Source organism: Paraburkholderia pallida (assembly GCF_004524855.1).
Taxonomy (GTDB): Bacteria; Pseudomonadota; Gammaproteobacteria; order Burkholderiales; family Burkholderiaceae; genus Paraburkholderia; species Paraburkholderia oxyphila.
Genome location: NZ_CP038151.1, coordinates 744,376 through 762,467, shown reverse-complemented (window position 1 = coordinate 762,467; position 18,092 = coordinate 744,376). Strand labels below are relative to the sequence as shown.

At 64.9% G+C, this 18,092-nt stretch carries 12 protein-coding genes; 7 read left to right on the top strand and 5 right to left on the bottom strand.

The annotated features are described in order from the left end of the window. Positions 1-525: 525 nt before the first annotated feature. From E1956_RS38240 to acnA, 3 genes are read right to left on the bottom strand one after another with little or no spacing between them, the layout of a single operon-like run. Positions 526-1,260, bottom strand: coding sequence for an ABC transporter substrate-binding protein (locus tag E1956_RS38240; protein WP_134758535.1), 735 nt, complete (start codon positions 1,258-1,260; stop codon positions 526-528). A gap of 47 nt (positions 1,261-1,307) precedes the next feature. Further along, on the bottom strand, positions 1,308-2,201 hold the full coding sequence (locus tag E1956_RS38235; RefSeq protein WP_134758534.1) for a GntR family transcriptional regulator: 894 nt from the start codon (positions 2,199-2,201) through the stop codon (positions 1,308-1,310). 35 nt (positions 2,202-2,236) lie between these two features. Continuing rightward, positions 2,237-4,861: an aconitate hydratase AcnA gene (acnA, locus tag E1956_RS38230; RefSeq protein WP_134758533.1), complete on the bottom strand. Its 2,625-nt coding sequence runs from the start codon at positions 4,859-4,861 to the stop codon at positions 2,237-2,239. A gap of 268 nt (positions 4,862-5,129) precedes the next feature. Here acnA and E1956_RS38225 point away from each other — a divergent pair, with 268 nt between their 5' ends. The 3 genes from E1956_RS38225 (at position 5,130) to E1956_RS38215 (ending at position 8,906) form a co-directional block, all read left to right on the top strand. After that, positions 5,130-6,191, top strand: a complete 1,062-nt coding sequence (locus tag E1956_RS38225; RefSeq protein ID WP_232072434.1) for a lactonase family protein — start codon at positions 5,130-5,132, stop codon at positions 6,189-6,191. 56 nt (positions 6,192-6,247) lie between these two features. Then, a complete protein-coding gene (locus E1956_RS38220) occupies positions 6,248-7,573 on the top strand; it encodes an MFS transporter (protein ID WP_134758532.1) in 1,326 nt (441 codons plus the stop codon). 106 nt (positions 7,574-7,679) lie between these two features. Then, on the top strand, positions 7,680-8,906 hold the full coding sequence (locus tag E1956_RS38215) for a porin (protein ID WP_134758531.1): 1,227 nt from the start codon (positions 7,680-7,682) through the stop codon (positions 8,904-8,906). Between the two features lie 322 nt (positions 8,907-9,228). Here the strand turns inward: E1956_RS38215 and E1956_RS38205 are convergent, their stop codons facing one another. Together E1956_RS38205 and E1956_RS38200 are read right to left on the bottom strand one after the other, a co-directional pair. Next, on the bottom strand, positions 9,229-9,747 hold the full coding sequence (locus tag E1956_RS38205) for an aminoacyl-tRNA deacylase (protein WP_134758530.1): 519 nt from the start codon (positions 9,745-9,747) through the stop codon (positions 9,229-9,231). Between the two features lie 162 nt (positions 9,748-9,909). After that, positions 9,910-12,390, bottom strand: a complete 2,481-nt coding sequence (locus E1956_RS38200; protein ID WP_134758529.1) for a GcvT family protein — start codon at positions 12,388-12,390, stop codon at positions 9,910-9,912. A 403-nt stretch (positions 12,391-12,793) separates the two neighbouring features. On the opposite strand from E1956_RS38200, the gene E1956_RS38195 reads away from it, so the two are divergent. From E1956_RS38195 to phnY, 4 genes are all read left to right on the top strand, one after another. Then, positions 12,794-13,618 carry a DeoR/GlpR family DNA-binding transcription regulator gene (locus tag E1956_RS38195; RefSeq protein WP_134758528.1) on the top strand — a complete coding sequence of 275 codons (825 nt, stop codon included), beginning with the start codon at positions 12,794-12,796 and terminating at the stop codon, positions 13,616-13,618. Between the two features lie 283 nt (positions 13,619-13,901). Beyond that, entirely contained in the window at positions 13,902-15,062 is a 1,161-nt protein-coding gene (locus E1956_RS38190; protein ID WP_134758527.1) for a 2-aminoethylphosphonate--pyruvate transaminase, read from the top strand. Between the two features lie 11 nt (positions 15,063-15,073). Then, positions 15,074-16,336, top strand: coding sequence for a phosphonoacetate hydrolase (gene phnA / locus E1956_RS38185; protein WP_134758526.1), 1,263 nt, complete (start codon positions 15,074-15,076; stop codon positions 16,334-16,336). A 159-nt stretch (positions 16,337-16,495) separates the two neighbouring features. Beyond that, positions 16,496-17,944, top strand: a complete 1,449-nt coding sequence (gene phnY / locus E1956_RS38180; RefSeq protein WP_134758525.1) for a phosphonoacetaldehyde dehydrogenase — start codon at positions 16,496-16,498, stop codon at positions 17,942-17,944. Positions 17,945-18,092: the final 148 nt, after the last annotated feature.

Sequence of the window (18,092 nt, the reverse complement as noted above, 5' to 3'; positions counted from 1 at the left end):
CCGCGCGCTACGCGCAGGCGGAAGGGTCTGCAAGGAAAACCGGGCGGGCTGCGTGGCGAATGCGCGAAGTTCTGCACGGAAAACCGCGCGGGTTGCGTGGCAAATGCGCGGAGTTCTGCCGGGCAAATTGGCGATTGCGCAGGATTGGTTCAGTGCAAATATACGGGAGTCCTACTGATACGCGAGAGTGCTTCCATTTGAAAACGTGGAGTCCCGCGAATACGTGTACATCCCAATGGTTTTTGTTATACCCCACGGCGCGCGCAGCGCCGCCGGATGAATGAGCCCTTAGTCACTCCGCTATACGCCGCGTGGTGACAGACGCTCCGGAGCCGCTCCGATATACAGGGCAGTGGTGAACTGCGTCACACTGGCGGTGTGAGCGGCTTTCTTTTGCCTACTTTTCTTTGCCGCGGCAAAGAAAAGTAGGTGCCGCCCCGCACAGGGGCAACGCCCGCGGCCCGCCGCGAATACAAGTTAAGGCCAACGCAAACGCAAACGCGAGCATCGCGCTCATTACTGGAATCAGGCAACCGGCGCAACAGAAGCGCCTTCAATACCATGCCGCGCAAGCGACGCCGCAACAAATCCGGACACCTTCATCGCCTCGACGAATTCCCCAAGCACAGCGGCAGCACGCGGTCCGCGCCCCTTCGCCACGCCCATCGCCTGGCGGATCACCATGAAGCGTTCGCTGAGCAGGCGCAGCCCGGGAGTCTTGCGCGCATCCGCTTCGAGTTGCTGCTTGACGCCCGCCGCCACTTCCAGGCCCTGCTCGAGAAACGTCTGCACAACCGTGGGCGACGAGGCCGCGCGCACGATTTGCGCCGCCTTCAATTCACGCGTGAGAAAAAGATCATACGCACTACCATTGCCAACCGCGACGCGATTGTGCGGCTCGTCCACTTGCGCATTGTTACGCACCGGCGAATCGTCGCGCACCAGATAGAAGCCTTCAATCAGCACATAAGGCGCAGTGAACGCGATCGTCTCGCCGCGCTTGGGATCGACGGCGAAAAAACCGAAATCGGCGCGATCTTCGCTCACGGCTTCCACCGACCTGGCCGCCGTGTCCAGCACGACGAGTTCCAGCGGCACATCAAGATGCTGCGCGAAAGCCCGCGCGAGATCGATGGACACGCCGAAAACTTCACCCGTAGCCGGGTCGCGGTTCGCGAGAATGGGATTGCCGAGATTGATGGACGCGCGCAGCGTACCAGTGGGCGCGAAGGCTTCGACGAGGGTGGGTTCGATACTCATGGCTTTTCGGTTTTGCGCCGCACGCTTGCGCGCCGGCTCGGGCAAGGTCAGGGTTCGAAAATCTCGCGGATGCGCGCAAGTGCATCGAGCGTATGCAGCAAGTGCTGGCGCAGTTCATCGGACGCCTCCTCGTTGCGCTCTTGCTCGAGCAATTCGAGCACCCGCAGATGCTGTTTCGCGTGCTCGGCGTAGCGCTCGCGATGCTGCATCGAGCGATAGGAAAGCAGGCGGCGCACGCGGTTCACGCGGCGGATCGTGTCGATGAAGAAACTGTTTCCCGATCCCTCGACCAGCGACTCGTGAAAGCGCACGCCACGCTCGTGGAGTTGGTCGGCGGTGTCGGTCTCAATACCGCCCGCGAGCAGATGTTTCTCCACTTCACGGCAGCGCTCCAGCACCTTGCGCTCGAGCCGGTAGCCGGGCTCGAGCAGCGCGGCGGGCTCCAGCGCGAGACGCAGCCGGTACGACTTGAGCAGGCTGTCGGGCGTCGTGAGCATCGGCGAAAACTCCCAGCCGTAGCCAGGCTTGCGCTCCGCCCAGCCCTCCTGCGCGATCCGGCTGAGCACCGCGTTCAATTGCGCGCGCGTCAAGCCGTAGCGCGTGCGGATCAATTGCTCGGAAAACACATCGGGCAATTGGCCTTTGAGGCGGTCGTCGGCGATCTGGAAGTACACGCTCGTGATGAGGTCGGTCTCGCTGAGGCCTAGTTCCTCCACCACGTCCGAAAGCGCCTCGACCACGGGCCGCGCCACGAAGAAACCGCGATTTTTCTCGCGCGTGAGCACGCCCTTTTCGTGAAGCAGCGCAAGCGCCTCGTTCACCGGTGAGCGCGACACGCGCAGCCGGTCGGCGAGCATCTGCGCGGGCAGATGCTCGCCAGCCTCGAGTCCTTCGTTCCTGATCAGTTCGAGTATTTGAGTCGCAATGGATCGGTCAATCATCTTGGTCAGCCAGCCACGCGGCGCAGGGGCTTCGGTCAGGCGCCCCCGTTCGCGAGTGTTTTTTGCAGGATCAGCGGAATGACGCCGCCCGAGCGTAGCAGCGCGCATTCGAGCTGCGTCTCGACAGCCGCGCGCGCCTCTATGGCTTGAACGCGGCCATCGGCCCGTGCGATGCGCACGGGCACCTTGCAGCGCGGCGCGATCGTGGCAACATCCGCATCGACTTCGAGCATATCACCCGGGCCGAGCGCCAGCCTATCCGGATGAGTGCCGGGCGCGAAGCGCAGCGGCAGGATGCCCATGCCGATGAGGTTCGAGCGATGGATGCGCTCGAAGCTCGCCGCGAGCACCGCACGAATGCCGAGCAGCCGCTGCCCCTTCGCCGCCCAGTCGCGCGAGGAGCCCGTGCCATAGCGCTCGCCCGCTATGAGCACGACGGAATCGCCGTCTTGCGCGTAGCGTTGCGCGGCCTCGAAGATCGGCAGCACCTCGCCGCTCGGCACATGCAGCGTATGCGCGACCGGCATGCCGGGCTTCAGGCGGTTCACGAGCGTCTTGCTGTAGAACGCCGCGCGCATCATTACTTCCCAGTTGCCACGCCGCGAGGCGAACACATTCAGGTCGTCGCGGTCTTCGCCGCGCGAGACGAGGAAATCGGCAACGAAGCTGTCCTTCGGTATCGCACTGGCCGGCGAGATGTGGTCAGTGGTGACGTCGTCGCCGAGCACAAGCAGCGGATACGCGCGATAGCGGCCGAGTTGGCTGCCCTGGTCAAGCGCCGCGAACGGCGGCCGGCGCAATGCCGTCGATGCCGGGTCCCACGGAAAACGCGCGGACGTTGACGCGTCGAGCGCATGCCACGCGGGATTGCGGCTCGCCACCGCGAACGCGCGCGGATAGTCTTCTGGCTCGGCCGCTTGCGCGACGAGCGCGGCCACTTCCTCGCGCGTGGGCCACAGGTCGCGCAGCCAGACCGGCGTGCCGTCTGCCGTGCGTTGCACGGGCTCGCGGCTCAAGTCGATTTCGGCGTTGCCCGCCAGCGCGAACGCGATCACGAGCGGCGGCGACATGATAAAGCCGAGATCGAGATCGGGGTGGATGCGCCCCGCGAAATTACGGTTGCCCGAGAGCACGGCCACGGGATAGATGCTGCCTTCGGCCTGTGCCACCCGAACCGGTTCGGTGAGCGGCCCCGAGTTGCCGATGCAGGTCGTGCAGCCATAGCCCACGATGTCGAAGCCCACGGCCGAGAGATCGTCGATCAATCCCGCACGCGCGAGATAGGCTGCGGCCGCGGGCGATCCTGGTGCCAGCGAAGTCTTGATCCATGCGGGCACCGCAAGGCCTCGTTCACGCGCCTTGCGGGCGACAAGACCGGCGGCGATCAGCAACGCGGGATCGGACGTGTTCGTGCAGCTCGTGATGGCCGCGATCGCCACAGGGTGGCGAGGCATCAGGGCGTGCGGCGTTTTCGGCGCGAAATCGAGCTTCGCGAGTGTATCGGGCAGCGTAGTGTAATCGAGCAGGTCCTGCGGACGGCGCGGCCCGGCCACGCGCATGCCGATGCCCGCGAGGTCGATCTCGATCGTGCGCGTATAGCGTGGCGCGGCTTCGGGGTCGAACCACAGCCCCGTGGCGCGCGTGAAGGCCTCGACGAGTTGCACCGCGTCTTTCGCGCGATGCGTGGCGCGCAGATATTCGAGCGTGCGCGCGTCCACCGGGAAGAAGCCTGTGGATGCGCCGTATTCGGGCGCCATGTTCGCCACCACGGCGCGTTCGCCCGCGCTCAAGGTCGCGACGCCGGGTCCGAAGAACTCGACGAATTCGCCGGATACCCCAATCGCCCGCAGCCGCTGCGTGACCGTGAGCGCGAGATCCGTGGCGAGCACGCCCGGCTGCAGCGCGCCCGTGAGACGCACGCCGATTACGTCGGGAATGCGCTGCATCACTGGCATGCCGAACATCACCGTCTGAGCTTCGAGCCCCCCCACGCCCCAGCCGAGCACGCCGACGCCGTTGATCATCGGTGTGTGGCTGTCCGTGCCGATCATCGTATCGGGCACGGCCCACCGCTCACCGTCACGCGTCATGCACGTAACCACGGTCGCGAGCTGCTCGAGGTTGATCGTATGCATGATCCCCGTGCCGGGTGGATGGATTCGCACGCCAGTGAGCGAGCGGGAGGCCCAGCGCAGGAAGCGGTAGCGCTCGGCGTTGCGGCGCAGTTCCAGCGCGAGGTTCTCCGTGGCCGCTTCGGGCCGGCCGAAGACTTCGACCGCGAGCGAATGGTCCACTGACGAATCCACCGGCAGCACTGGGTTGAGAGCGGCGGGATCAGCACCGGCTTCCGCCAGCGCGTCGCGCATGGCCGCGATGTCCACCAGCGCGGGCGTGCTCGTCGTGTCGTGCATGAGCACGCGATTGGGCTGGAACGCGATTTCGTGCTCGCTGGTGGCGCGCTCGCGCCACGCGAGGATCGCGGCGATAGCGTCTGCGCGCTCATCGCCATCCGTATTGCGGATCACGTTTTCGAGCAGCAGCCGCAGCACGACAGGCAACTCGCGCAGCGCCGCTCCGAACGTCGCGGGGAGATCCACGTAGCGCAGCGGGACGCCGGAGACGTCGAGGCTGCCGATCAGGGGGGTGTCAGTGTTTTCCATGACTGTATTTTTGCATTTTTCCAGGTGAAAATGCAATCATAGTGAAAACCCGAGATACCCCAATCAGGAGACAACCGTGAAGAAAGCCGGCTTACCGGACGCCCTGCCACGAGAAATGGAGCAGCACTACGGCCCAGACGCTGCTCGCCGCAGCCTCGTGCTGGGTGCCGCAACGCTGGGCGCGCTGGCGCTCCTGGGAACGAGACCGCTGCCGGCGCTCGCGGCTGGACAGACCCAGCAACACCCCGTTTTGAAAGGACTGCAACCCATGTTTGCTTATGTCGGCTCGCGCACAACGCGCGAACGGAATGCTCGCGGCGAGGGCATCAGCGTCTTTCAGGTCGATGCTCAGACTGGCGCGCTTGCGCCCGTCCAGCTCGTCAAGGACCTCGTCAATCCGTCGTTTCTCGCCCTGAGCCGCGACGGCGAGCACCTCTATGCCGTGCACGGCGATCTGAGCGACATCAGCGCGTTCAAGGTGGACAAGGCGAGCGGCAATCTCACCTTCATCAACCGGCAGAGCACCGAGGGCAAGAACCCCGTGCACCTCGCGATCGAACCGGCCGGGCGCTACGTGATCGTCTCCAACCACATCGGTGCGAGCCTCGCGGTGCTGCCCATTGCCGCCGACGGCTCGCTCGAGCCGCTCACGCAGCTCGTCCACCTGGAAGGCCCGATCGGCCCGCACCGCATCGAGCAGAAGCAGGCCAAGCCGCACTTCAATCCTTTCGATCCCAGTGGTCGTTTCGTGCTCGTGCCGGACAAGGGCCTCGACCGCACGTTCTCGTTCCGTTTCGAAAATGGCCAGCTCACGCCGGCCGATCCGCCCTTCGTGGTCTCGCGCGAAGGCGCGGGGCCGCGTCACCTCGCCTTCCACCCGGACGGCCGCTACGCGTGGGTGGTCAACGAACTCGATTCGACGGTGACGACCTATCGTTACGATGCCTCGAACGGGGCGCTCACGCCGCTGCAAGTGCTATCGAGCCTGCCCGACACCTACACGGGCAACAGCCGCGGCTCGGAAATCGAAGTCGATCGCAGCGGGCGCTTCGTCTATGCGTCCAATCGCGGCGACGACAGTATCGCGATCTTCCGCATCGATCCCACGAACGGCCACCTGCACTTCGTGAGTGCCGAGCCGACGCTCGGCAAAACGCCGCGCTTTATTGCGAGCACGCCGGACGGCCGCTTCATGTACGCGCTCAACGAGGACAGCGACACCATCGTCGCGTTCTCGATCGACGCGCAATCGGGGCGGCTCGCGCCCACTGGCTTTGTCGCGAGCTCGGGCAGCCCGGTCTGCATGGTGTTCTCGCAACGCCAGGCCTGACGCTCAATTTCGAATCCCGCGCAAACCGGCGTATCTGAGCGCCGGTGGAGACAATCATGCAAGCTACCTCCGCCATCGACGAACGAGCCCTCGTGCGCAAGATCGCCTGGCGCATCATCCCGTTCGTCTTCATCCTTTACGTCATTTCGTACATCGACCGCGCGAACATCGGCTACGCGGCGCTGCAGATGAATCACGAACTGGCGTTGACGAGCGAAGCCTTCGGCTTTGCTTCCGGCATTTTTTTCATTGGCTATTTTCTATTCGAAGTGCCAAGCAATGTCATGCTCAACAAGTATGGCGCGCGCGTCTGGATCGCCCGCATTCTCGTCACGTGGGGCGTCGTCTCGGTGGCCTCCGCGTTCGTGCACAACGCCACACAACTCTATGTCCTGCGCTTTCTGCTGGGCGTGGCCGAGGCCGGGTTCTTTCCCGGCATCATCGTCTACCTCACCTACTGGTTCCGCGCCAAGGAGCTCGCGACGACAGTCGCGCTGTTCACGTCGGCGATCCCCGTGTCGTACATCATCGGCGCGCCGCTGAGCACCTGGGTCATGGACACCGTTCACTGGCTGCACTGGAGCGGGTGGCGCTGGATGCTGGTGCTCGAAGGCGTGCCGGCGCTGATCGGCGGCGTGCTGTGTTTCGCGTGGCTCACCGACAAGCCCGCCGACGCAAAATGGCTCAAGCCCGAAGAGCGCGAGTGGCTCCTCAACGAACTCGCCAACGACCGCAAGTCCCGTCCCGGTGCGAAGCATTTCGGCTCGCTCAAGGCAATGACCAATCCAAAGGTGCTGTATCTCTCGTTCATCTATTTCGTCTATCAATGCGGCAGCCTCGGCGTGGGCTACTGGATGCCGCAGATCATCAAGGGATTCTCGAAGACGCTGAGCCACACGCAGGTCGGACTCATTGCGATGGTGCCGTACTTCTTCGCGACGATCGTGATGGTGCTGTGGTCCCGCAGCTCCGACCGCCGCAACGAACGGCGTCTGCATTCGGCCATTCCGCTGGGCGTGGCGGCCCTGGCCTTGCTCGGCGCGGGGCTCACGACGAACCCCTACGTGTCGATTGCGATGATCAGCTTGAGCCTTGCCGGGCTCTATGCGTTCAAGTCGCCGTTCTGGGCGCTGCCCACGCTGTTCCTCACCCGCTCGAGCGCGGCGGTGTCCATTGCGGTCATCAATTCGGTCGGCAATCTAGGGGGCTTCGTGGGGCCGTTTGCGATTGGCTATATCAAGGGCTCCGGCCAGAGCGCGACGCCGGGCCTGCTGTTTCTCGCGGCATTGCTCGTTGCGTCGTTCCTGATGACGCTCTTTATTCGCATCACCGAAGAGCGCATCAGCAGCGCGCCTGGCGCCGTCGCCAATCAAAGCCACTAAACCCGGCCGCTAGTCAAAGGGGCACGCCTGGCACGTCGCGCGAATGCCCGATTCGTGCCGGGACAAGCATCAAACCAACAACATGAGTTTCAGAGGAGATCTTTTAATGAAGAAGTCGCTATTGTCATTCGTAGTGCTGAATGGCATTGCCGGTCTTGCCCACGCGCAGAGCAACGTCACGCTCTACGGCATCATCGACAGCGGGATCAATTACACGAACAACGTGCAGACGGCAAAGACCGCGTCAGGACCCCAAGGCGCACATCAAATCGCCATGATCGAAGGCGGCTCGGCCGGCCTGCAAGGCAGCCGCTGGGGCTTGCGCGGCACCGAAGACCTGGGGGGCGGCCTCAAGGCGCTCTTCGTGCTCGAAAGCGGCCTCTACAGCAACAATGGCGCGCTGAACCAGGGCGGCGCGCTGTTTGGCCGGCAAGCGTTTGTGGGTTTGAGCAGCCCGGGGGGAACCGTCACGCTGGGCCGCCAGTACGATCCCGTGGTCGACATGTACGGACCGTTTCTCGCCGCGCCGCAGTGGGGCGGCTACATGAGCTCGCACCCGGGCGATCTCGACAACGCGCTCAATACGCGGCGCATCAACAACTCGATCAAGTTCCGCAGCGCCAACTATCGCGGGCTCACCGTGGAAGCCCTGATGAATCTTGGCGGCACGGCGGGCTCGTTTTCGAGCAACTGGATCTGGGGCGGCGGCGCGTCGTACGCGCATGGCCCGTTTTCCATCGGCGCGGGCTATTTGAACATCCGCAATCCGAACACCTCGTTCTTCGGCGCCAATCCCAATGCGGGGCCGGCCACCACCAACAACCTGGGCAGCTTCGGCAGCGCAACGAGTCCGGAAAGCAACCCCGTCTTCGCGGGCTATGCATCGGCGAACCGCCTCGAAATCGCGGGCGTGGCCGCCGGCGTGGCGCTGGGCTCGCTCAATGTGAACCTTGCGTACTCGAACACGCGCTTCGAGGACATGGGCTCCGCATCGGGACCTGACACGCTGCACTACAAAGGCACCGCCGCGTTCAACAACGTCGAAATCAACGCCAAGTACCAGATCTCGCCTTCACTGCTGGCAGGCGTTGCCTATGACTACACGCGCAACGGCGGCGCGGGAGGCAAAGGCGGCGCCAATTACAACCTGTTCAGCGCCGGCCTCGACTATTTCCTGTCAGCAAGAACCGACGTGTACACCCTCGCGGTCTATGAGAAAGCCAGCGGCACGGACTCGCTCGGCCAGAGTGCTGTGGCGCAAATCACGGGGCTGACGCCGTCCGCCACCGACAAGCAGGTTTCCTTGCGCGTCGGCATCCGCCACAAGTTTTAGCAGTTCGTGTGTTCGCCGCGCTGATGGCGGGCGGCGAATGCATCCGTTCACCGGGCTATATGTCGACGCAGGCTGGCTGGCCTCGCACGAGCAACAGGCGGCTGGCTTCGCGCATGCGATCGCCCGCACCATGGCGTACATTCATACGCATTCCGCCGATGAAATTGAGCAGAAGATGCCCAAGGACCAGGAAGCCCATCGAACTGAGCCGGACGTACACGAACGCATACGCCGCCGTTGCGACGCAATAACGAACGGCCTTGAATGCACATGCTGCGGCAGCCAGTCGTCGACAACTGGCGCCGCAGGCCTGGACCTCACTTCACTGCCGTCCGCTCATGCTGCTCATGCCGCTCATGGCCGCCATGCCGCGCATGCGTCGCGAGAAATGCGTGCGTTCGGCATCGTCCATCAACGCCAGAAACTGATCCGAGTCCATGTGGATCAGCTCTTCATGATCGCCGGCCTCGAAGTAGATATCGGGCTGTTCCGCAAGGCTCGATTCGAGGTAGGTTTTCATGCCGTAGGCCATGCAGATCGGCGGCAACGCGCCCGCATCGCAGTCCTTGAACAGCTCGCGCAGCTCGACTTCGGTCGCGAGCGAGAGCCGGCGTCCCGTCTTGCTCCATAGCTCGGAAAGCTGCACGGCGTAGGTCGAGGGCAGCACGGCGGCCACATAGCCGTCTTCGTCTTCGAGCAGCACGGTTTTAGCGAGACGGTCACCCGGAACGTGCGCCGCAGCCGCCGTTTCCATGCTGGAATGGCTGTATGGGTGACGCACGACTTCGTAGCGGGAACCTTTGCTGCGCAGGCACTCCTGCAGAGTGGGCGACATCGACATGGCACACCTCCTGTCGAAAACCTGGAAGGGAATGAAACGCTGGTGTCTCTCCAGAATAGGTCAGTCGCGGCCAATAAGCACGCCGCCAGCGGCAAACCGCCTGGCTTCGGCTCGCGGGCCCGGCACATACCTGCATCGACCGTGCCCGCGGTGCGCAACCCCTCAGCCTTTCACGCGCAGCGCACGCGGGTCGTACGGTGCGCTCAGATGCACGGTGGCCGGAATCTGCTCTCCCGCCACGTCGATCGTATAGCGTCCGCCAGCGAGCCACGCGGCATCGACCGCGCCGTCCTCGCGCGAGAGAAAGCCCATCGCGACCGGGCAGCCGAGCGTATGACCAAAAGCCGCCGACGTGACCGAACCCACCGGCTCGCCGTCGCGCAGAATCGCCTCGCCGCCCCACAGCATGCATTCGCTCGCGCCTTCCGCGGTGAGCACGACGAGCCGGCGCTGCAACGGCTGATTGCGCAAACGCAGGAGCGCTTCGCGGCCACGGAAGGGAATGTCTTTGTCGAGCTTGCACGCGAACGCGAGACCGGCCTCGAAGGGATTGCAGTCGGGCGAGAGCTCGCGGCCCCATGCGCGGTAGCCCTTTTCGAGGCGAAGCGAGTCGATCGCGTAATAGCCGGCATTGACGAGCCCGAACGCCTTGCCCGCCGCGTGCAGCGTCTCGTAGACGCCAACCGCGAATTCGACCGGCACGTACAGCTCCCAGCCCAGCTCGCCCACATAGGTGAGCCGCGTCGCGCGCACCGTCGCGTAGCCGATGTCCACCTCGCGGCTTTGGCCGAACGGAAAAGCCTCGGGGCTCCAGTCCGCCTTCGACACGCTTTGCAGCAGCGCCCGCGATTGCGGCCCCATCACGGCGAGCACCGCGTACTGGCTCGTCACGTCCACGAGCACGCAGTGGCGATCGGCGGGAATCGCCTTCTCCAGATAGTCGAGATCGCGCGTCGCCTGCGCGGAGCCGGTCACCACGAGGTACTGATCGTCGGCGAGGCGCGTGAGCGTGACGTCCGACTCGTAAGTGCCGCGTTCGTTTAGCAACCCTGAATAGATGGTGGAGCCTACCGGCACGGCCACGTCGTTCGCGACGATCTCCTGCAGCACCGCTTCGGCATCGCGCCCCTTGACAAGCAGCTTCGCAAACGAGGTCATGTCGAACAGCGCGACGCCCTCGCGGCAGGCGCGGTGCTCCGCGCCGCTCCACGGCAGCCAGTTCTGCTGGCCGAACGCATAGTCGATGCGCGCCTCGTCGGGACTCGGCGCGAAGAAGTTCGCGCGCTCCCAGCCCATCTTGCTGCCGAAGCACGCGCCGTCCGCCGCGAGCTGCGCGTAGAGCGGCGAGCGGCGGAACGGGCGCGCCGTGTCGAGCTCGCGGTTCGGCCAGGGCATCGCATAGTGCAGCCCGAGCGTTTCCTTCACGCGGTCGTGCAGCCAGGTGTCGTTGCCGTTAAAGCGCGCGAAGCGGCGAATGTCGACGGGCCACAGGTCCATGGTCGGCTCGCCGGCGACGATCCACTCGGCGAGCGCCATGCCCGCCCCGCCCGCCGAGGCGATGCCCATCGAGTTGAAGCCCGCCCCCACGAAGAAGCGCCGCAACTCGGGCGCCTCGCCCACGATGAAGTTGTTGTCCGGCGTGAACGATTCCGGCCCGTTATAGAACTGGCGGATCTGCGCGGTTTCGAGCGCGGGCACGCGCTGCAGCGCGTTTTCCATCAGGATCTCGAACTGATCCCAGTCGTCGGGCAACAGCTGGAACTCGAAATTCTCCGGAATCCCGTTCATGCCCCACGGCTTCGCGTTGGGCTCGAAGCCGCCCATCACGAGCCCACCCACTTCCTCCTTGAAGTAGATGAAGCCGTCCGGATCGCGCATGACCGGCAGATCGGGATGCACGCCGGCGATGCGCTCGGTCACGATGTAGTAATGCTCAGCCGAATGCAGCGGCACGGTCACGCCGCACATGCGGCCGACCGCCTTCGCCCATTGCCCCGCGCAGTTCACGACGATCTCGGCGTGCAGCGTGCCCTCTTCGCCGTCCTTGTTGCGCCACGACACGCCGGTGGCGGCGCGCCCCGAAGGCGTCTGGGCCGTGTGGACCGCGGTGATGCGCGTGTTCTCGACAATGCGCGCGCCGCGCTGCCGGGCCCCGCGCGCGAGCGACTGCGTGAGGTCGGTGGGATTCGCCTTGCCGTCGCCGGGGAGCCAGACCGCGCCGAGCAGGTCGTCGGTGCGCATCACCGGCCACAGTTCGCCGGCCTCGCGCGGCCCGATCACGTCGCAGACCACGCCATAAGCCCGAGCGGAGGCCGCCGTGCGCTTCAGTTGCGTCATCCGCTCCTGCGTGCGCGCCACGGAGAGCGAGCCGCATTGCTTCCAGCCCGTGGCCAGCCCCGTCTCGGCTTCGAGCTCGGCGTACAGCGCCGTCGAGTAGCGGATCAGCTTGGTCATGCTCTGCTGCGAGCGCAGTTGGCCAACGAGGCCCGCGGCGTGCCAGGTGGTGCCGCACGAGAGCGTGCCTTGTTCGAGCAGGACGACGTCGCGCCAGCCGAGCTTGGTGAGGTGATACGCAACGGAACAACCGACGATACCGCCGCCGACGATGACGACTTTGGCATGCGTGGGAACTGGAGTAGACATGGAGATGGGCCTCGATGCGAAAGGAAATGACGTGACGAGGAATTCTGGCAGTGAATTTTGACAAGCCAAAGAATGCAACATAAAACAACAAAAAACAACATCAAAACTCCATATCCCGTCTATCCCGGTGGCATCATAAGCACGCCCGGTCGCCCCGCTGCGTGCTTCGTACCTTCGATACGGCGGCCCCTACGCCATCCCGCCCGTGTCATTCGGCGTACGGCGCCAGGCAAAATCGATGTTCGCGGCATTTTGTGGTATTTTGTGACTTAACACGTACTGGCACCAGGAACGGCGTACCGCGCCACACCTCGCCGGCCGCACCTGACCGACCACACCTCGCCAGCCGCACCTTGCTAGCCGTACCTGGCCGGCCCCGCGCCTTTGCCCGAGAACCGACACCATGGCCGATAACCACTTAGTCCCGCCCGCTGCGCCGGCCGCGCTGCTGAACCGGCGTCTCGCCGTCGGCCGCATCGACTACATCCTGCAAAGCCTCGACGCCACCGGCTCGGTGAGCGTCGCGGACATGTCGGCCACGCTCGGGGTCTCGCGCGAAACCATTCGCCGCGACCTGAAGAGCCTGGCCGAGCAGGGCCGTCTCTCCCTAGTGCATGGCGGCGCCGCGAAGCGACCGCAGGACGACGAGCCATCGCTTGCCACGCGCGAGGCGGCCAACGCCATGGGCAAGGCGGTGATCGGCGCGGCGGCGGCGCGCCTCGTGGCCAACGGCATGGTCGTGCTGATCGATTCGGGCTCGACCACGCTCGGTCTCGCCGCCTCGCTCGCGAACCACACCAACCTCACGGTCATCACCAACAGCCTGCCGATCGCGCTGCTGCTTTGCCGCTCGCCGGGCGTGAAAGTCATCATGCTCGGCGGCGACATCGAGCCCAACGACGAAGCGGCATTCGGCGTCGAGACGATGGCGGCGCTCGCGCATTTCCGCTGCGATCTCGTGTTCCTCGGCGTGGGCGGCATCTCGCCCGAGGGCGAATTCACCGACTATTCGCGCCTCGCTGCCGAGCAGCGGCACCTCATGATGAAAGCGGGCAAAGAGGTCTACGTGCTCGCGGACCACACCAAGTTCGAGCACGGCACGCCCGTGCGGATCGCCCCCGTGCCCCACATCGCCGGGGTGATCGTCGATGCGCCGCCGCCCGCGCACATGGCCCGTGTCTTCGCGCAGAACCAGTGGAGCGTGATCGTCGCCAGCGGCCAAAGCTGACGCGCCTTCGCACACCGCAAGCTCTCCTCGCGGCGGCCCGCGCCGCCCACCTCTCCTTTCCCCCTCGTCGATTCCCTCTACGCCACCGTGCCCAGTGCGCAAGCGTGCCGCCCAGGCACGCCGCCGCTGGCCGTTTGCGCTTGAAGCGCCAGCTTCGGCGTATCGGTGTATCTCCTGGGTATGTGGCAATTTATGGCGTATTGACTGTTTTTGTTGCAAGCCGTAAAGTGGGTTTAACAATGCAGTGACGTAGTGTCAGAACCGACCTTCCCGGAGACACCTCATGACGGCTTCTTCCACGTCTTGCCCGCCCGCCACCTCTGAAACGGGCGATCCGCTGCTGCTCACCCCCGGCCCGCTCACCACCTCGCGCACTGTCAAGACTGCGATGGTTCACGACTGGGGATCGCGCGACGCGAACTTCATCGAAATCAACCGCTCGGTGCTCGCGCGCCTCGCCAGCATCGCCAACGGCGCCGACGACTGGGTGACCGTGCCGATGCAAGGCTCGGGCACTTTCGCCGTGGAGGCGATGCTCACCACCTTCGTGCCCGCCAACGGCGAGGTGCTGGTGCTGATCAACGGCGCCTACGGCAAGCGTGCAAAGCGCATTCTCGAGATTGCCGGACGCAAGACCGTGGTCCATGAAACGCCCGAGGACACGCCGCCGGACCTCGCGCAAGTCGAAGCGCTGCTCGCGAGCCAGCCGTCGATCACACATGTGTTCACGATTCATTGCGAGACCACCTCGGGCATCCTGAATCCCATCGCGCAGATCGGTGCACTGGCGCACAAATACGGCAAGGGCTATCTCGTCGATTCGATGAGCGCGTTCGGCGCGCTGCCGCTCGACGTGCAGACCATGCGCATCGACGCGGTCGCGGCATCGTCGAACAAGTGCATCGAGGGCGTGCCGGGCCTCGGCTTCGTGATCTGCCGGCGCGAGGCGCTCTCGCGCACCCAGGGCAACGCCACCACGCTCGTGCTCGACCTGCACGAGCAGTGGACCAACCTGGAGAAAACGAGCCAATACCGCTTCACGCCGCCCACGCACGTGATCGTGGCGTTCCACCAGGCGCTCAACGAATTCGACGCCGAAGGCGGCGTAGCCGGACGCGGCGCGCGCTATCGCGCCAACTGCAAGATCCTGCTGGAAGGCATGCGCGCACTCGGCTTCAAGCCGCTGCTGCCCGACGCCTTGCAGGCACCGATCATCGTCACGTTCCACATGCCCGAGGACCCGCGCTTCGTATTCAATCAGTTCTACGAAATTCTGAAGGCGCGCGGCTATGTGATCTACCCGGGCAAGCTCACGGTGGCGGATTCGTTCCGCATCGGCTGCATCGGCCGCATCGGCGAGAAGGAGATGCGTGCGGCGCTTGCCGCGATCGGTGAAGTGCTGGAAGACATGGGCGTTGCCGGTCCGGTCGCCAAATCCGCTTGAGAGGAGTTGTAATGAGTACCCTGAACGACAACGTGCTGGCCGTGAATGGCCGCGAATACCGCTTCCCGACCGCGCCCGTCGTGGTGATCTGCCTCGACGGCTCGGAGCCCGCCTATATCGAAGAGGCCGTCAAGGCCGGGCGCGCGCCGAATCTTGGGAGGCTGCTGCGCACGGGCACGAGCCGCATCGCCCAGTGCGTGATTCCGAGCTTCACGAACCCGAACAATCTGTCCATCCTCACGGGCCGCCCGCCCAAGGTGCACGGCATCGCGGGCAACTACTTCTACGACCGCGCGACCGGCGAAGAAGTGATGATGAACGACGCGCGTTTCCTGCGCGCGCCCACGATCTTCGAAACCTTCCATGCGGCCGGCGCGAAGGTGGCGGTCGTGACCGCCAAGGACAAGTTGCGCACACTGCTCGGCAAGGGGCTCGATTTTGCGAGCGGCCGCGCGATCGCGTTCTCCGCGGAAAAAGCCGACCAGGCGACGCGCGCGGGCAATGGCATCGGCGACGTGCTCGCCTTCGTTGGCAAGCCGCTGCCCGATGTCTACTCGGCCGATCTCTCCGAGTTCGTGTTCGCGGCCGGCGTGAAGCTGCTCGACTCCTTCCGCCCCGACCTGATGTATCTCTCGACCACAGACTACGTGCAGCACAAGGCCGCACCCGGCTCGCCGAAGGCCAACGACTTCTACGCGATGTTCGACCGCTACGTGGGCCAGCTCGATGAAGCCGGCTGCGTGCTCGCGATCACCGCCGACCACGGCATGAACGACAAGCATCGCGCGAACGGCGAGCCCGACGTGCTCTATCTCCAGGACCTGTTCGACGAGTGGACCGGCAAGGGCAACTCCCGCGTGATCCTGCCGATCACCGATCCGTACGTGGCGCACCACGGCGCACTCGGCTCGTTCGCGACCATCTATCTGCCCGAAGGCGCGGATGAGGCAGCGCTGCTCGAGCGCCTGCGCAAGACCGAAGGCGTGGAGCTTGCGCTCGACAGCGCGGCGGCCTGCGAGCGCTTCGAGCTGCCGCCCGACCGCGTTGGCGACATCGTCGTGATCGGCACGCGCCACAAGGTGCTGGGCACGAGCGCCGCGCGCCACGACTTCTCGGGCCTCACCGAGCCGCTGCGCTCGCACGGCGGGCTCTCGGAACAGGACGTGCCGCTGCTCGTGAACCGCAAGATCGACTGGCCGCAGGGCCGCGCGCTGCGCAACTTCGACATCTTCGACGTCGCGCTGAACTGCGTGGTGCAAACCGCCATCGCATAACACGCCGCAAGCACTGCACGCACCGGACGCACCACAGGCACTTCAGGAACCAAACGCACCGCACATACCCCGCGCGCCGCCGCCCGCCTTCGCGGTCGGCACGCGCAGGCCACCGCACAGACACCGGAACACTCACCGGAACCCGCAACGAGGTATGCGATGAACGTCATGACCAAACCCGCATTCAAGCAGGAGTCCATGCGCATCGCCGGCCGGCATGTCACGACCGACGAAGTGATCGAAGTCTTCAACCCGTACACGAACGAGGTGGTCGGCACCGTGCCCGCCGGCCGCCCCGAGCATGTGCAGGAAGCCTTTGCAAAAGCCCACGCCGTCAAGCCGTCTCTCACGCGCTTCGAGCGTCAGCGCATCCTCCAGACCACGGCCGAGGCGCTGCGCGACCGCAAGGAAGATTTTGCGCGCCTCATCACTGCGGAGTCGGGGCTGTGCTGGAAGGACTCGCTCTACGAGGCGAGCCGCGCCTACGACGTCTGGTCGTTCGCCGCGCAGCTCACGATCAAGGACGACGGCGAAGTCTATTCGTGCGACATCAGCCCGAACGGCAAGAACCGCAAGATCTTCACGACGCGCCTGCCGCTGCTCGGCGTGATCTCGGCCATCACACCGTTCAATCATCCGCTGAACATGGTGAGCCACAAGCTCGCGCCGGCCATCGCCACCAACAACCGCGTCGTCCTCAAGCCCACCGAGCTCACGCCGCTCACCGCGCTCGCGCTCGCCGACGTGCTCTACGAAGCGGGCCTGCCGCCCGACATGCTGAGCGTCGTCACCGGCAATCCGCGCACCATGGGCGACTCCATGATCACGGACCCGCACTGCGACCTCGTCACGTTCACGGGCTCGGTGCGCGTGGGCAAGTACATCGCCCAAAACGCGGGCTACCGCCGCACGGTGCTGGAGCTCGGCGGCAACGACCCGCTCATCGTGATGGAGGACGCCGACCTCGACCGCGCCGCCCAGCTCGCGGTCACGGGCGCGACCAAGAACTCGGGCCAGCGCTGCACGGCGGTCAAGCGCATTCTCGTGGTGGAAAGCGTGGTGGACGCCTTCGTCGAACGGGTGCTTGTGCACGCAAAGAAACTCAAGTGCGGCGACCCGATGGACCCGAGCGTGGACGTGGGCACCGTGATCAACGAAGCCGCCGCGCAACTGTTCGAGCGCCGCGTGGCCGACGCCGAGGCGCACGGCGCACGGGTGCTGTATGGCGCGCCGCGACGTGGCGCCCTCTTCGCGCCCACGGTCGTCGATCACGTGCCGTACGACTGTGAGCTCGTGCACGAAGAAACGTTCGGCCCGGTGATCCCGATCATCCGCGTGCCGGACAACCTCGAAGAGGTGATCCGCATCTCCAACTCGACGGCTTATGGCCTGTCTTCGGGCATCTGCACGAACCGGCTCGATTACACGACGCGCTTCGTCAAGGAGCTGGAAGTGGGCACGGTGAACGTCTGGGAAGTGCCGGGCTATCGCACGGAGATGTCGCCGTTCGGCGGCATCAAGGATTCGGGCAATGGATACAAGGAGGGCATGGTCGAGGCAATGAAGAGCTACACCAACGTGAGAACCTGGTCGATGCCGTGGGAGTGAGGCATTGGCGGCCGTGCCTGGACGGGGTTCCATGCACGGCCACGCAGTAACCCTGGCTGGTTTCCAATAATTCGAACAGGCAGCATTGTCACGCCATTGTCACACGGCAGCACCTGCAATCAAGCGACGTAAGCCGCCAAAAGCGCGG

Bases quoted from the DNA above. Each gene is read 5' to 3' on its own strand.
- E1956_RS38240 (WP_134758535.1), bottom strand. From the start codon at position 1,260: ATGAGTATCGAACCCACCCTCGTCGAAGCCTTCGCGCCCACTGGTACG.
- E1956_RS38235 (WP_134758534.1), bottom strand. From the start codon at position 2,201: ATGATTGACCGATCCATTGCGACTCAAATACTCGAACTGATCAGGAAC.
- acnA (WP_134758533.1), bottom strand. From the start codon at position 4,861: ATGGAAAACACTGACACCCCCCTGATCGGCAGCCTCGACGTCTCCGGC.
- E1956_RS38225 (WP_232072434.1), top strand. From the start codon at position 5,130: ATGTTTGCTTATGTCGGCTCGCGCACAACGCGCGAACGGAATGCTCGC.
- E1956_RS38220 (WP_134758532.1), top strand. From the start codon at position 6,248: ATGCAAGCTACCTCCGCCATCGACGAACGAGCCCTCGTGCGCAAGATC.
- E1956_RS38215 (WP_134758531.1), top strand. From the start codon at position 7,680: ATGAAGAAGTCGCTATTGTCATTCGTAGTGCTGAATGGCATTGCCGGT.
- E1956_RS38205 (WP_134758530.1), bottom strand. From the start codon at position 9,747: ATGTCGATGTCGCCCACTCTGCAGGAGTGCCTGCGCAGCAAAGGTTCC.
- E1956_RS38200 (WP_134758529.1), bottom strand. From the start codon at position 12,390: ATGTCTACTCCAGTTCCCACGCATGCCAAAGTCGTCATCGTCGGCGGC.
- E1956_RS38195 (WP_134758528.1), top strand. From the start codon at position 12,794: ATGGCCGATAACCACTTAGTCCCGCCCGCTGCGCCGGCCGCGCTGCTG.
- E1956_RS38190 (WP_134758527.1), top strand. From the start codon at position 13,902: ATGACGGCTTCTTCCACGTCTTGCCCGCCCGCCACCTCTGAAACGGGC.
- phnA (WP_134758526.1), top strand. From the start codon at position 15,074: ATGAGTACCCTGAACGACAACGTGCTGGCCGTGAATGGCCGCGAATAC.
- phnY (WP_134758525.1), top strand. From the start codon at position 16,496: ATGAACGTCATGACCAAACCCGCATTCAAGCAGGAGTCCATGCGCATC.